Raw genomic sequence first — 14884 nt, 5'->3', positions numbered from 1 at the left:
GGGTGATCAATTGCCGCGGCAACCGCGTTTTTGTTCACTACTCACTATTCACTACTCACTCTCCTTTTTTCAGTGCTTCGCCGCACGGATCGCGGCCCACACCGTAGACGGCGAAGCCGGCATGGCGATATCCGCGATTCCTATGGCGTCGGTGATGGCGTTGATCACCGCCGGCGGCGAGCCGATAGCGCCGGCCTCGCCGCAGCCCTTGATGCCGAGCGGATTGCCCGGACACGGCGTGTTCGAGGTCGAGACCTTGAACGAAGGCAGGTCATCCGCACGCGGCATGGTGTAGTCCATGTAGCTCGCTGTCAGAAGCTGGCCGTCGGCATCATAGTGGGCGCCTTCGAGCAGTGCCTGGCCGATGCCCTGCGCGATGCCGCCATGCACCTGGCCCTCGACGATCATCGGGTTGATGATGTTGCCGAAATCGTCGGCCGCGACGAACTGGATAATCTCGGTCGTTCCGGTCTCCGGATCGATCTCGACCTCGCAGATGTAGCAGCCGGCCGGAAAGGTGAAATTGGACGGGTCGTAAAACGCCGTCTCCTTCAATCCCGGCTCCATGCCACCGGGCAAATTATGAGCGGTATAGGCCGCCAGCGCCATCTGGAACCACGGCACGTTTTTGTCGGTGCCGGCGACCTTCAGCGCGCCGTTCTCGATGACGATGTCGCCCTCGTCGGCCTCGAGCAGGTGCGCCGCGATCTTCTTGGCCTTGGCCTCGACCTTGTCCAGCGCCTTGGCAATCGCCGACATTCCGACCGCGCCCGAGCGCGAGCCGTAGGTACCCATACCCATCTGCACCTTGTCAGTGTCGCCATGGACGATCGAGACGCTGTCGATCGGCACCCCAAACCGTTCGTTTACCAGTTGCGCGAAGGTCGTCTCATGGCCCTGGCCATGGCTGTGCGAGCCGGTCAGCACCTCGATGGTGCCGGCGGCATTGACGCGCACCTCGGCCGATTCCCAAAGGCCGACGCCCGCGCCGAGCGAGCCCACCGCGGCCGACGGCGCCAGGCCGCATGCTTCGATGTAGCAGCTCATGCCGATGCCGCGCAGCTTGCCGTTCCTGGCGGCCTCCGCCTTGCGCCCGGCAAAGCCGGCATAGTCGGCGGCCTCCATGGCCGCGTCGAGCGAGGCGCCATAGTCACCGGCGTCATAGTTCATGATGACCGGCGTCTGGTGCGGAAACGTGGTGATGAAGTTGGTTCGCCGAAGCTCCGCCGGCGACACGCCGAGTTCCCGCGCCGCGGTCTCCATCGTGCGCTCGATGAGATAGGTGGCTTCCGGCCGCCCTGCCCCGCGATAGGCATCGACGGGTGCCGTGTTGGTATAGACCGTTCGGACATTGGCGTGGATCGCCGGGATATTGTACTGACCCGACAGCAGCGTCGCGTAGAGATAGGTCGGCACGCAGGACGAGAACAGCGACATGTAGGCGCCAAGATTGGCCAACGTGTCGACCTTGAGACCGGTGATCCTGTTGTTCTTGTCGAAGGCCATTTCCACTGTCGAGACATGATCGCGGCCATGCGCATCGGAGAGGAAGCTCTCGGTGCGGTCGGCCACCCATTTCACCGGCACGCCGGTTTTCTTGGACGCCCACAGGCAGACGATCTCTTCGGGATAGATATAGATCTTGGAGCCGAAACCGCCGCCGACATCGGGCGCGATGACGCGCAATTTGTTTTCCGGCGCGATGTTGTAGAAGGCGCTCATCACCAGCCGGGCGACATGCGGGTTTTGCGAGGTCGTCCAGCAGGTATAGTGGTCTTCTGCCCTGTCGTAGTGGCCCAGCGCTGCCCGCGGCTCCATGGCGTTGGGCACCAGCCGGTTGTTGACGATTTTCATGCGGGTGACGTGGGAAGCCGCCTTGATCGCCGCGTCGGTCGCCTTGGCGTCGCCGATCTCCCAGTCGAAGATCAGATTGTTTTCGGCTTCCGGATGGAGTTGCGGAGCGCCCTTTTCGAGCGCCTTCGTCGCATCCACCACCGCCTCGAGTTCATTGTAGGTGATCTCGACCGCTTCGGCGGCGTCGCGCGCCTGCCCCTTGGTGTCGGCGACCACGACGACGACCGCATCGCCGACATAGCGAACCTTGTCGAACGCCAGCGGAGACCAGGCTCCCATCTTCATCGGGGAGCCGTCCTTGGAATGGATCATCCAGCCGCAGATGAGATTGCCGATACCATCGGCCTTCAGCTCCTTGCCGGTCAGCACGCCGATGACGCCCGGCATGGCTTGAGCCTTGTCGACGTCGATCTTCACGATCTGGGCATGCGCGTGCGGGCTGCGCACGAAGGCCGCATGCTTCATGCCGGGCACCACCATGTCGTCGACATAGCGACCGGCGCCGGTGATGAACCGCTTGTCTTCCTTGCGCGCCACGCGAGCGCCAACACCTTCAATGCCCATCAGAAATTCCTCCCGAATTGTAAGGCAGTAGGTGAGTAAGGCAGTAGGGCAGTAGGGGAATTGGCTCTGGTCCGTACTGCCGTACTGTTCATCTCACGCCGCTTGCCTGACCTTGCCGCTCATCCCCTCCGATGCGGCGAGGATCGCCTTGACGATGTTGTGGTAGCCGGTGCAGCGGCAGATGTTGCCCTCGAGCTCTGCGCGCACCGTCGCTTCGTCGAGGCCCTCGGGGTGGCGCTTGATCATGTCGGTCGCCGTCATGATCATGCCCGGCGTGCAGAAGCCGCATTGCAGTCCGTGATGCTCCTTGAACGCCGTCTGCACGGGATGCAGGTCGGCACCATTGGCAAGCCCCTCGATCGTCACCACGCTCGATCCGGACGCCTGCACCGCGAGCATCGTGCAGGATTTCACCGCCTTGCCGTCGACATGGACGACGCAGGCGCCGCATTGCGAGGTGTCGCAACCGACATGGGTACCGGTGAGACCGAGATTCTCCCGCAAGAAGTGAACCAGCAGCGTCCGGTCCTCGGCCGCACCGCGGACCTGTTTTCCGTTCACCATCAACGAAACGTCCGACATGAATCCTCCCTGGGTATCACCTTGGTCATCACGCTGCCGACGCGGTGTTGGCTTCGGCCATGCGTTATTCGTACACCGCACAAGCCGTAAAAAACAGCGCAGCACAAAGCCGGATCATTGTACTTTCGGCCATGGCAGGGCGAAACACGCATTGCCCTCGCCCCATTGCCAAAATGCCGATTGGCGGCAACAATGGCTTTCGACGTTGGCGCGCAAGAAGCACATAAACAGCCGCGCACAGGCAGCGTCGGAGGAAATGCGGGAGAACGTCGCTGACCGTTTCACGGACGCGCTACGCATGCGGTTTGTCGGCGCTGACCACGGACGAGCCCGACCCGGACGTCTTCGCACGCGCGGTGGCGGCGGAGGCGGCCGCCATCGAGGCCGGCTTCGCCCTGTTGTTCTTTTCCCAGCGCCTTGTCGAGGCCGGCGCCCTTTCGCGCGCAATCGCGGCCCATGCGCCGGCGCTACACTACGCCGGCTGCTCGACCGCCGGCGAAATCACGCCGCAGGGCCTCGAGGAAGGCCATATCCTCGCCATGCTGCTCCCTTCGGGTTCATTCACCGCGGTCAGCACCACGGTCGACAACCTTTCGTCATCGGGCTTGGACAGGGTCACTGGTGATGTCGAGGATCTGCGACGCACGCTGCATGGGCGCATCGGCGGCGAGCGGACCAGGAACACCTTCGCGCTCTGTTTCATCGACGGACTGTCCTATGCCGAGGAAGCTGTGAGTTCAGCCATCCATTGGGGCCTCGACGACATTCCGCTGCTCGGCGGTTCCGCCGGTGACGACCTGAAATTCGAGACGACGAGCCTGATCTCCAACGGCAACGTCACCTCCGACAGCGCCATCATCGTGCTGGTCGCCACGGAAATCCCTTTCCATGTCTTCAAGACCGACAATTTCGTTCCCACCGACGAAAAGCTGGTGGTCACCGCGTCCGATCCCGATCACCGCATCGTGCGCGAGTTCAATGCCACCAATGCGGCCGAGGAATATGCCGCTTCGGTCGGCATCGTCGCGCAGACGCTGACACCGCTGAGCTTCGCCTCGCATCCGGTGGTGGTGAAGGTAGGCGGTGAATATTACTGCCGCTCCATCCAGAAGATGCATGCGGACGGCTCGCTGTCGTTCTTCTGCGCCATCGACGATGGTGTCGTGCTGTCGATCGCCCAACCCAAGGACATGGTGGAATCGACCCGCGCGGCTCTGCTCGACGTCGAGGCGAGGCTTGGCGGCATCGACATGATCATCGGCTTCGACTGTGTCCTGCGCCGGCTGGATGCGCGCAACCGCCAGGTCTTTCGCGAGATTTCCGAACTCTACCGGGTCAACAACGTCATCGGCTTCGGCACCTATGGCGAACAATACCGGTCGATGCATCTCAACCAGACCTTCACCGGCATCGCCTTCGGCGAGCGCCCGGCCGCCGAGTGAGCGCTGCCGTGCCCCTCAAGGACATAGACGATCCCGACAGGCTGAAGAAGATCAACGCTGCGCTGGTCAGCCGCGTCGAGCGCTCGATGGACCAGCAAGGCAACGCTTTCTCGCTGTTCCAGACCGCGATCTCACTGGAAAGCAGGGTACGCGCCCGCACCGAGGAACTGCACTCGACCTTGCGGCGGCTGGAACAATCGAACATCGACCTCAGCGCCGCCAAGGAAAATGCCGAGCAGGCGAACCTGTCCAAGACCCGCTTTCTCGCGGCGGCCAGCCACGACGTGCTGCAGCCGTTGAATGCGGCGCATCTGTCCGTCTCCGCCCTTGCCGAAGTGCAGACCAGCGACGAGGGCCGGAAACTGGTACGGCAGGTCGAGCGCTCGCTGGAGACGATGGAGGACCTGCTGCGCACGCTGCTCGACATCTCCAAGCTCGATGCGGGTGTGGTCCAGCCCGACATTGGCGACGTCAGCCTGGAGGCGCTGTTCTCGTCGCTGCGGTCGGATTTCCAGCCTGTGGCCGAACTGAAGGGCCTGTCGCTGAAATTCCGCGCCGTCAACGCCGTGGTTCGCTCCGATCGCACGCTGCTGCGCCGCATCCTGCAGAACATCCTCTCCAATGCGCTGGGCTACACCCGCTCGGGCGGTGTCCTTGTCGGCACCAGGCACCGCGGCGATGCCATCCGCATCGATGTCGCCGACACCGGCTGCGGCATTCCCGACGACCAGCGCGAGGCGGTGTTCGAGGAATTTCATCGCGGCATCATGCCTGCCAATGCCGAACTCGCCGGCGGCGGCCTCGGCCTTGGGCTGGCCATCGTGCGGCGCATCGCCGGCGCGCTCGGCCATCCCGTGACGTTTTCCTCGAAGGTCGGTCGCGGCACGATTTTTCACATCGATGTCCCCGTCGGCATCGGTGCCACGGCGGACGCCGTCGCCAGCGCTGCAAGCCTGGAGCGGCCGCGCGGCTATGGCTTGTTCGGCACCAAGGTTCTGCTGGTCGAGAACGATGTCGAGGTGCTGCAGGCGATGACCTCGTTGCTCGAACGCTGGCAATGCCTGGTGCGCGCCGCGACCTCGACCGACGACGCGCTCGACATGCTCGGCGACACGGACTGGGTGCCCGACATCGTCATAGCCGACCAGCATCTCGACGGCGGCGATCTCGGCACCGCCACCATATCGAAGGTCCGCCGCTATCTCGGCCGCGCGGTGCCGGCGCTGATCGTCACCGCCGACAGTTCCGAAGCCGTCGCCAAGGCGGCGCGGGCCGGCGGCATCGAGTTGATGCGCAAGCCGCTCAAGCCCGCGCAACTAAGGGCGCTGCTGGCACATCTGCTGGCTTAGACCTGCCCCTCAAAACCCCGCCTGATCCCTGAAAAGCTCCGCATTATCAAGCTTCGAAACCTCGATCACCGCTTGCGTGCGGCTGTAGACGTTGAGCTTGCGCAGGATCTCCGAGACGTGCGCCTTGACTGTGGTCTCGCCCACTTGCAGCTCATAGGCGATCTGCTTGTTGAGCAGGCCCTGGCGTAGCATCTGCAACACGCGCAACTGCTGCGGCGTCAATGTCGAAAGGCGCTGCACCATGTCGGCGCGGTCGGTGCTGTCGGCGTCGGGCGGGCGGCCCTCATAAGTTTCCGGAACATAGATGGCACCTTCCATCACCGAGCGTATGGCGTTGGCCAGATCGCTCTTGCGCGCCGATTTCGGGATGAAGCCGGCAGCACCGTAGGACAGCGCCTCGGAGATGATCTTGGGCTCCTCGTAACCGGATACTATGACCACGGGCAGGCGCGGATAGCGGGTCCGAAGCTGCAGCAACCCCTCGAAGCCGTGCACCCCGGGCATGCTGAGATCGAGCAGGGCAAGGTCGAACGGCTTTGTCCCGGCCAGCAGGTCGAGTGCCTCGGCGATCGAGCGCGCCTCCACCGTGTCGACCTCCGGGTAGGCCATCTGCACGGCGCTGTGCAGCGCCTCGCGAAACAGCGGATGATCGTCGATGATCAGGAACCGGGCGCTGTCAGTGGCTGCTGTCATGTGGCTCGTTTCGGTTTGCCGCCCGCAGTATAATCCCGCGACCATGGCCGACTTATTGGCAAATAGTCTATCCCAGCGGACGATGCATCGCCGCGAAAGTGATGGAAACTCCGGATTCCTTATACGGCCGGCCGGCCAATGCTTTATGAAAAGCGACGCCTTGCCCGGCCTCTCAATTCGGCCGAAGGTGCCCGCGGCCCGACATCCAACTGCAGAGACAGACCATGACCGCCTTTGTCCTCCCCGCTCCGCCAACCCCCTCGGTCGCGGTGGCCGGCTCGAACGAGCGATTTGCGGTGCACCGCATCTTCTGCGTCGGGCGCAACTACGCCGCGCATATCAGGGAGTTCGGCAATGACGAGCGCGATCCACCCTTCTTCTTCACCAAGCCCGCCGATGCGGTGGCAGACTCCGGCGCTACGATCCCCTACCCGCCGCTGACGACCAACCTGCACCATGAGATCGAACTGGTGGTCGCGATCGGCAAGTCGGGCTTCCGCATCCCGCGCGCCCAGGCGCTGGATCATGTCTGGGGCTATGCCGTCGGCATCGACCTCACCCGCCGCGATCTCCAGGACGAAGCCAAGAAAGCGGCGCGGCCATGGGACTGGTCGAAGGCTTTCGACCGCTCCGCGCCGTGCGGTCCTCTGGTTCCCGCGCAAAAATCCGGCCATCCGAACCAGGGCCGTATCTGGCTGGCTGTCGACGGCAAGATCCGGCAGGACGCCGACCTCGCCGAGTTGATCTGGCCGATCTCCGACATCGTCTCGATCTGCAGCGAAGGCATGGAATTGCAGCCAGGCGACCTCATCTTCACCGGCACGCCGGCCGGCGTCGGCGCGGTCAACCCCGGGGAGACGATGACCGGCGGCGTCGACGGCATCGGCACGATCGAAGTGACCATCGGCCAACCAAATCGGTGAATGCATGAGCGACATCGTCCTTCACAACTACTACCGCTCCTCCACCTCCTACAGGGTGCGGATTGCGCTGGAGATGAAGGGGCTGACCTATGACTACGTGCCGCATCACCTGCGCCATGGCGAGCATCTCGAACCGGCCTATCTCGCGGTCAACCCGCAGGGCCTGGTGCCGGCGCTGATCCTGGGCGACGGCACCCTGCTGACGCAATCGCTGGCGATCATCGAATTTCTCGACGAGACGACGCCCGAACCGCCTCTGCTGCCGAAGGACGCAGTTGGGCGCGCCCGCGTCAGGATGCTGGCGCAGATGATTGCCTGCGATATCCATCCGGTGAATAATTTGCGTATCCTGACCGCGCTGCGAACCCTGTTCGGCGCCGGCGACGAGGATGTCGCCAACTGGTTCCGGCACTGGGTCAAAGAGGGTTTCAAGCCACTCGAAGACCTGTTGATGGCTTCGCCCGAGACCGGCACCTTCTGCCACGGCGACACGCCGGGGCTGGCCGATATCTGCCTGGCGGCACAAGTCACCAGCAATGCCCGTTTCGGCGTCGATATGGCGCCCTACCCGACGATCTCGCGCATCAATGCCGCTTGCATGGCCCTGCCGGCCTTCCAGAACGCCGCGCCGCAAAACCAGATCGATGCCGAGTAACCTTCATTCGGCGACGCGCAGCGTCGCCATCGGCGTATGCCCAAACGGCCGACTTGTCTGGCGGAATCGATTTCCGCTTGACCGGCCAGGGAATCGGCTATCGTTTCCCGAAGTGCGCGCAAGGTGGAGTTGCCGATGAAAGCCGTCGTCTTCGAAAAATTCGGCGAGGCGCCGACGATCCAGACCGTTCCCGATCCGAAGCCGGCGCCGGACGGCGTCGTCATCAAGGTCGAGGCGACAGGCCTGTGTCGCAGCGATTGGCACGGCTGGATGGGCCATGACGCCGATATCCGCCTGCCGCATGTCCCCGGTCACGAACTGGCCGGCGTCGTGGTAGCCGCCGGCAAGCAGGTGACCCGCTGGAAGGCTGGCGAGCGCGTCACCGTCCCGTTCGCCGTCGGCTGCGGCCATTGTTTCGAATGCACGTCCGGCAATCACCAGGTCTGCGAGCACCAGTCCCAGCCGGGCTTCAACGCCTGGGGCTCGTTCGCCGAATATGTCGCCATCGAGCACGCCGACACAAACCTCGTGCGCCTGCCCGACGAGATGGAATTCGCCACTGCCGCCAGCCTCGGCTGCCGTTTCGTCACCTCGTTCCGCGCCATCGTCGATCAGGGCCGGGTGACGCCGGGCGAATGGGTAGCGGTGCATGGCTGCGGCGGTGTCGGCCTGTCGGCGATCATGATCGCCAGCGCCATGGGTGCCAATGTCATCGCCATCGACCTCACCGAAGAGAAGCTGGACTTCGCCAGGAAGATCGGCGCGGTGGCGACCATCAACGCGGCGACGACCCCGAACGTCGTCAAGGCGGTCAAGCAGATCACCAATGGCGGCGTGCATATGTCCATGGATGCACTCGGTCATCCCACGACCTCGTTCAATTCGATCGCCAATCTGCGCCGGCGCGGGCGCCATGTGCAGGTCGGCCTGATGCTGGGCGATCACGCCCGCCCGCAGGTGCCGATGGACAAGGTGATCGCGTTCGAGCTCGAAATCCTCGGCAGCCACGGCATGCAGGCCTACCGCTACCCCGCGATGATGGAGATGATCCGCACCGGCAAGCTGAAACCCGAGCTTCTGGTCGGCAAGAAGATCAGCCTTGAGGAGGCGCCGGCTGCACTGATGGCGATGGGCGGCTTTGAAGGCATCGGCATCGGTGTGGTGACGAAGTTTTAGCCAGCGGCGCCGGTTGTGGGCCGTGGCAAATCCCGCCTGGCAAACTTTTTGGCGCCGAATACGCACAGCACCACGCCGAGCGTGATGACGACCATCAGGGGACTGACCTGCTCATGCAGCAGGGACGCCGCCAGGGCGAGGCCAAAAAAGGGCTGCAGCAGTTGCAACTGCCCCACGGCGGCGATGCCGCCTTGCGCGAGGCCGCGATACCAGAACACGAAGCCGATCAGCATGCTGAACAGCGAGACATAGGCAAGCCCGATCCAGGCATTGATCCCGACCGTGGCGAAGGACGGTGGCAAGGTGACCAGGGTCACCACCAGCATGACCGGCAGTGACAGGACCAGCGCCCAGCAGATCACCTGCCAACCGCCCAGCCTGCGCGACAGCGCGGCGCCTTCTGCGTAGCCCAGGCCGCAAACGACGATTGCGGCGAGCATCAGTGCGTCGCCAACGGGTGAGGCCGTCATGCCTTGCGCAAGGGCAAACCCACCCACCAACGCGCTGCCGAGGCATGAGAACAGCCAGAAGGCCGGTCTCGGCCTCTCGCCCCCGCGCAGCACGCCGAAGATCGCGGTCGCCAGCGGCAGCAGGCCGACGAAGATGATGGAATGAGCAGAGGTGACATGCTTCAGCGCCAAGGCTGTCAGCAAGGGAAAGCCGACCACCACACCCAACGCGACGATGACAAGCGACATCAGGTCATGACGCTCCGGGCGCTTCTCGCGGAAGACGAGCAGCAGCGCGAGGCTAAGCAAAGCTGCTATCACCGCGCGCGCCGACGTCAGGAATGTCGGATCGAGATCCATCACCGCCACGCGCGTTGCCGGCAAGGAGCCGCTGAAAATCAACACGCCGATGAATCCGCTCACCCAGCCGCTCGTCGTCTTATCCATTGAGGCACTCCATCCGTTGCGCCCTCTATCGGGCCCATACCCATGGCGCTACCAGAGACAATGCAGTACAATTCAACAAAACTGTCATGGTTTACCGGAAGGTACAGATGAACGAATCAGCGAGATTCGACAACAGCGGAACCCTTGTCGAAGGCGTCATGGCCACCATCCGCCAGCGAATTGCCGCGCGCAGCCTCACGCCCGGCGCCCGATTGCCCTCGATCCGCGCCTTCGCGAAATCCATGCAAGTTTCCAAATCGACAGTGGTCGAGGCCTATGAGCGACTGGCGGCGGAAGGCGCGATCCGTTCCCGGCCAGGCTCCGGCTTCTATGCCGCCGGATCGCTGGCGCCGCTGTCGCTGGCCGAGATCGGCCCCCGACTCGATCGCGCCGTCGATCCGCTCTGGGTTTCGCGGCAGTCGCTGGAAGCGGGCGATGAGATGCTGAAGCCCGGCTGCGGCTGGCTGCCCGCCTCGTGGATGCCTCAGGCAGCGCTACGTCGCGCGCTGCGCAACGTGGCGCGCGCCGATGATGTGGCCCTTGCCGACTACGGCACGCCGCTCGGGCTGCCGCCGCTGCGCCAATTGCTGGCGCGGCGCATGGCCACGCATGGCATCGAGGCTTCCCCCGAACAGATCATGCTGACGGAATCGGGCACGCAGGCCATCGACCTCCTGTGCCGGTTCCTGCTCGAACCCGGCGATACAGTGCTGGTCGACGATCCCTGCTATTTCAATTTCCACGCACTGTTGCGTGCCCATCAGGCCAAGGTCGTCAGCGTCCCCTATACGCCATCGGGACCGGATATCGACTTGTTCGCGCAGGCGCTGGCCGAGCATCGGCCGCGCCTCTACATCACCAACTCCGCCATCCACAACCCGACCGGCGCGATCCTGTCGCCGGTCACCGCGCACCGGCTGCTCAAGCTCGCCGATCAATCGGACCTGACCATCGTCGAGGACGACATCTTCGCCGACTTCGAACACGCTCCTGCCCCAAGGCTCGCGGCTTTCGACGGTCTCGAGCGTGTCGTCCATATCGGTAGTTTCTCCAAGACGCTTTCGGCCTCGATACGCTGCGGGTTCATCGTCGCGCCCCGTGACTGGATGGAAGGGCTGGCCGACCTCAAGATCGCCACCACCTTCGGCGGCGGGCGGCTCGCGGCCGAATTGGTGCTGACCCTGCTCAGGGATGGCAGCTATCGCAAGCACATGGACCTGCTGCGCGCCCGGCTCTCACGCGCCATGATCGAGACAGGCGCTCGGCTGAAGGCGATCGGGATCACGCCCTGGATCGAGCAGCCCGCCGGTCTGTTCCTCTGGTGCAGCCTGCCGGATGCAGTGGACGCAGCCGAGGTTGCCCGCCGCGCGCTTGCGGCCAATGTCGTGCTGGCGCCCGGGAACGCGTTCAGCCTGTCGCAATCAGCCAGCCGATTCCTGCGCTTCAACGTTGCGCAATGCGAAGACGAGCGGATTTTCAAGGTGCTAGAGGCAGCCATGCCGCGCTGACGGCTGCGGCGCGGCTTGCGCGATCAGGACTTCACGCAAATGTCGCGCACACAACTCCGCAGCCAGCGCTGCGCCGGATCGGCATCGAGCCGCGGATGCCAGAGCATGGAAATGGTGACCGCCGGAATGTCGACCGGCAGGGAAAAAGTCTGCATGCCGGCGCGCGCGCCTTGCGTATGCCGCTCGGGCACGCTGGCGATCAGCTCCGAGGCGCGCGCCATCGCGAGCGCGGCCGAAAAACCGGAAGCCATGCACACGACCATTCGTTGCAATCCGAGCCGGCTCAAGGCCTGGTCGATCGGCCCCCTTTCGCGGCCCCGCCGCGAAACATTGATGTGGCGGCCGGCCGCATAGCGTTCCGGCGTCATCGCGCCCTGGCCCAGCGGATGGCCGCTGCGCACCGCGCAGACGAAACGGTCGCGAAAAAGCGCCTGGATGCGCACCTCCGGCCCGGTCTCGCCGGCCACACCTACTTCCAGGTCGATCGCCGCTTCGCGCAGTGACGCCATGTCCTTGTCCGACTTCGGCGCGAAACGCAGCCGCACGCCCGGCGCATCGGCCTGGATGCGGGCGATCAGGCGCGGCCCGAACTCCTCGACGAAGCTTTCATTGGTGCGCAGCGTGAAGGTCCTCTCCAGGCCCGGCAGATCAAGCAGCCTCGCCGGGCGCAGCAGCGTTTCCGCATCCTGAACCACACGACCGACCTGCTGGCGCAGTTCCTGCGCGCGTGGCGTTGGAACCAGACCGCGACCGGCCCGCACCAGCAGCGGATCTCCCGTCGCCGCGCGCAGGCGCGCCAGCGTGCGGCTCATCGCCGAGGGGCTGAGCCGTAATCGCGTCGCCGCACGCGCCACGCTGCCTTCGTCCAGCAGGACATCGAGGGCGACGAGCAGGTTGAGATCGGGCGGCGACATGGTTCGATCCTAGCACGAAATCCGCTGATGTGGCGTGCAACGCACGAATAGAATGCAAATGCTGCGCGTTCCGCCACATCCTGCAAACGATTAGATCTTCGAAGCTTCGACCTGAAGCCGACAAAGGGAGATCGCCGTGGCAGTCACTGAGCAACATCGCAACGAGCACGCATCGGTCGCACAGAAAATCCCATCGGCTGGATGGGCGCTGGCGAGCCTGTCGCTGGCCACGCTGCTGTCGTCGCTCGGCACCAGCATCGCCAGCGTCGGCCTTCCCTCGCTGATGCAGGCATTCGATGCCTCGTTCCAACAGGTGCAATGGGTCGTGATTGCCTATCTGCTCGCCATCACCATCCTGATCGTCGGTGCCGGGCGCCTCGCCGACATGCTCGGCCGGCGGCCGCTGCTGCTTTTCGGCATCGCGCTGTTCACATCGGCGTCGGTGCTCTGCGGCCTCTCGCCCGCTTTGTGGCTGCTGATCGCGGCGCGGGCGGTGCAAGGGCTTGGCGCGGCGCTGATGATGGCGCTGACATTGGCCGTTGTCGCCGAGACGGTGAGCAAGGCCAGGACCGGCAGCGCCATGGGCCTGCTCGGCGCCATGTCGGCCATCGGCACCACGCTCGGCCCTTCCATAGGCGGCCTGCTGATCGCCGCTCTCGGCTGGCGTTCGATTTTCCTGGTCAACGTGCCGCTCGGCATCCTGACCTTTGCAATGGCCTGGCGTGCTTTGCCTACCGGCAACCGGACGGTGCGGACCGGCCAAGCCGGCTTCGATGGTTTGGGCACGGGCCTGCTGGCCCTGGCATTGGCGGCCTACGCGCTGGCGATGACACTGGGTAGAGGCAGTTTCGGGCTCATCAATCTCGGCCTGCTGGTCGCGGCTGGCATCGGCATCTTCCTGTTCGCCACTGCGCAAAGGATGGCGAAAAACCCATCGGTCGAGCTTTCCGCCTTCCGTGATCTCTCGCTGAGCGCCAGCCTGGCCATGAACCTGATCGTTGCCACCGTGATGATGGCGACTTTGGTGGTTGCGCCGTTCTATCTCTCGCGCGGGCTCGGACTGGAGGCGGCAAACGTCGGACTGGTGCTCTCGACAGGCCCGCTGGTCTCTGCGCTGTCGGCGTTGCTTGCCGGACGCCTTGCCGATCGCTTCGGAGCCAAAAGGATGATGGTCGCGGGCCTGCTCGGCCTTGCCACGGGCACGTTCCTCCTGTCCCTGGCGATAACGACACTCGGCATCGCCAGCTATGTCGTCCCCATCACCGTGACCTGCTTCGGTTATGCCCTGTTCCAGACAGCGAACAACGCCGCCGTCATGAGCAGCGTCGGCGCCGGTCAACGCGGCGTCATCTCCGGCCTGCTCAATCTGTCGCGCAACCTTGGCCTCATTACGGGCGCCTCCGTCATGGGCGCCATATTCGCCGCCGCATCGGCCGGAGGACGCGAAGCCGGCGGCCAAGGCATGCTGACGTCAGCGGCGGCGGCCAGCGGAATGCAGGTGACCTTCCAGACGGCAACGGCACTGGCGGTGGCGGCGCTGGCGCTCAGCCTTTTGCCGAGCCGGCGGGCGGAGAATGCCTGACGAAGATCAATTCAGGGGGCTTGGGCGAATGCCGCTCAGGCCCCTGCCCGCTTGCGGCGCTCATAGAGCATGACCAGCGTCTCGGCCGTCAGCGCCGGCTTTTCCTCGCCCTCGATCTCGACGGTGTTGGCGGCCTTCATCAGGTATTGGCCCGGCCCCCTGTCCTCCATGGACAGCAGCGTGGTGCGCAGCCGGATGCGTGCGCCCACCTTGACCGGCGCCAGGAAACGCACCTTGTCGAAGCCGTAGTTGAAGGCGGCCTGCGTGTTCTCGGGCACGATTCCCATGCCGAGCGCCAGCGCGCCGATGATCGACAGCGTCAGATAGCCATGGGCGATCGTCGTGCGGAACGGGCTTTGCCGCCGCGCCCGTTCGGGGTCGACATGGATCCATTGATGATCGCCGGTGCATTCGGCGAACTGGTTGATACGGTTCTGGTCGACTGTCGTCCATTCCGAGACGCCAAGCTCCTGCCCGGACATCGTCCTCAACTGCTCGTAGGTCGGCGGCGTCTTAGGCCGTATTTCGGTCATTCCTGTTTTCCCGATGGCTTCCAACGCTTCCGGACCACGAACCGGCGGCCTCTGTCAATTCGCCCTGCATGATTCCGTTCCGCCGGGACCGACGCGAATCCTGGCGTGATCCTACGCCAAGCCGTGTTCGCCCGGCCTTGGCATTTGAGGGTACCCATGGTGTAAAAGCATGGCGGCCGATGAAAGAGCATCCGAACAAACTACGCCTGGCGC

The 14884-nt window shown here is 64.4% G+C and carries 13 protein-coding genes; 7 read left to right on the top strand and 6 right to left on the bottom strand.

Going from position 1 to position 14884, the window contains the following annotated elements; translation table 11 throughout:
• Positions 1-69 precede the first annotated feature (69 nt).
• Positions 70-2418, bottom strand: a complete 2349-nt coding sequence (locus FJ949_RS10845) for a xanthine dehydrogenase family protein molybdopterin-binding subunit (RefSeq protein ID WP_140495728.1) — start codon at positions 2416-2418, stop codon at positions 70-72.
• A gap of 93 nt (positions 2419-2511) precedes the next feature.
• Positions 2512-3000, bottom strand: coding sequence for a (2Fe-2S)-binding protein (locus FJ949_RS10840; protein ID WP_140495727.1), 489 nt, complete (start codon positions 2998-3000; stop codon positions 2512-2514).
• Positions 3001-3305: 305 nt separating this feature from the next.
• On the opposite strand from FJ949_RS10840, the gene FJ949_RS10835 reads away from it, so the two are divergent.
• Complete coding sequence (locus FJ949_RS10835) at positions 3306-4442, top strand: FIST signal transduction protein (protein ID WP_140495726.1); 1137 nt, start codon at positions 3306-3308, stop codon at positions 4440-4442.
• A gap of 8 nt (positions 4443-4450) precedes the next feature.
• Positions 4451-5791, top strand: coding sequence for a hybrid sensor histidine kinase/response regulator (locus FJ949_RS10830; protein WP_140495725.1), 1341 nt, complete (start codon positions 4451-4453; stop codon positions 5789-5791).
• Between the two features lie 9 nt (positions 5792-5800).
• Here FJ949_RS10830 and FJ949_RS10825 read toward each other — a convergent pair whose 3' ends face one another.
• Positions 5801-6484 carry a response regulator transcription factor gene (locus FJ949_RS10825; RefSeq protein WP_140495724.1) on the bottom strand — a complete coding sequence of 228 codons (684 nt, stop codon included), beginning with the start codon at positions 6482-6484 and terminating at the stop codon, positions 5801-5803.
• Between the two features lie 224 nt (positions 6485-6708).
• On the opposite strand from FJ949_RS10825, the gene FJ949_RS10820 reads away from it, so the two are divergent.
• The 3 genes from FJ949_RS10820 (at position 6709) to FJ949_RS10810 (ending at position 9238) form a co-directional block, all read left to right on the top strand.
• The gene (locus tag FJ949_RS10820) at positions 6709-7407 is read left to right on the top strand and encodes a fumarylacetoacetate hydrolase family protein (RefSeq protein ID WP_140495723.1); all 699 of its coding nucleotides are present in this window, start codon (positions 6709-6711) and stop codon (positions 7405-7407) included.
• Positions 7408-7411: 4 nt separating this feature from the next.
• Positions 7412-8062 carry a maleylacetoacetate isomerase gene (gene maiA / locus FJ949_RS10815; RefSeq protein WP_140495722.1) on the top strand — a complete coding sequence of 217 codons (651 nt, stop codon included), beginning with the start codon at positions 7412-7414 and terminating at the stop codon, positions 8060-8062.
• Between the two features lie 135 nt (positions 8063-8197).
• Positions 8198-9238, top strand: coding sequence for a zinc-dependent alcohol dehydrogenase family protein (locus tag FJ949_RS10810; protein WP_140495721.1), 1041 nt, complete (start codon positions 8198-8200; stop codon positions 9236-9238).
• On the opposite strand, the gene FJ949_RS10805 is transcribed toward FJ949_RS10810, so the two are convergent.
• Positions 9235-10134, bottom strand: a complete 900-nt coding sequence (locus FJ949_RS10805) for a DMT family transporter (protein WP_140495720.1) — start codon at positions 10132-10134, stop codon at positions 9235-9237. The two genes, FJ949_RS10810 and FJ949_RS10805, sit on opposite strands and share 4 nt — an antisense overlap.
• Positions 10135-10241: 107 nt before the next feature.
• On the opposite strand from FJ949_RS10805, the gene FJ949_RS10800 reads away from it, so the two are divergent.
• A complete protein-coding gene (locus FJ949_RS10800; RefSeq protein WP_140495719.1) occupies positions 10242-11642 on the top strand; it encodes a PLP-dependent aminotransferase family protein in 1401 nt (466 codons plus the stop codon).
• A 23-nt stretch (positions 11643-11665) separates the two neighbouring features.
• Here the strand turns inward: FJ949_RS10800 and FJ949_RS10795 are convergent, their stop codons facing one another.
• On the bottom strand, positions 11666-12556 hold the full coding sequence (locus tag FJ949_RS10795; protein WP_140495718.1) for a LysR family transcriptional regulator: 891 nt from the start codon (positions 12554-12556) through the stop codon (positions 11666-11668).
• 136 nt (positions 12557-12692) lie between these two features.
• On the opposite strand from FJ949_RS10795, the gene FJ949_RS10790 reads away from it, so the two are divergent.
• Positions 12693-14138: an MFS transporter gene (locus FJ949_RS10790; RefSeq protein ID WP_140495717.1), complete on the top strand. Its 1446-nt coding sequence runs from the start codon at positions 12693-12695 to the stop codon at positions 14136-14138.
• 35 nt (positions 14139-14173) lie between these two features.
• On the opposite strand, the gene FJ949_RS10785 is transcribed toward FJ949_RS10790, so the two are convergent.
• A complete protein-coding gene (locus tag FJ949_RS10785; RefSeq protein WP_140495716.1) occupies positions 14174-14671 on the bottom strand; it encodes a MaoC family dehydratase in 498 nt (165 codons plus the stop codon).
• Between the last annotated feature and the right edge of the window lie 213 nt (positions 14672-14884).

It is taken from the genome of Mesorhizobium sp. B2-4-1, from assembly GCF_006442185.1.
GTDB lineage: Bacteria > Pseudomonadota > Alphaproteobacteria > Rhizobiales > Rhizobiaceae > Mesorhizobium.
Note: the sequence above shows the minus strand (reverse complement) of the source record. Positions and strands in the feature narration are given on the sequence as shown.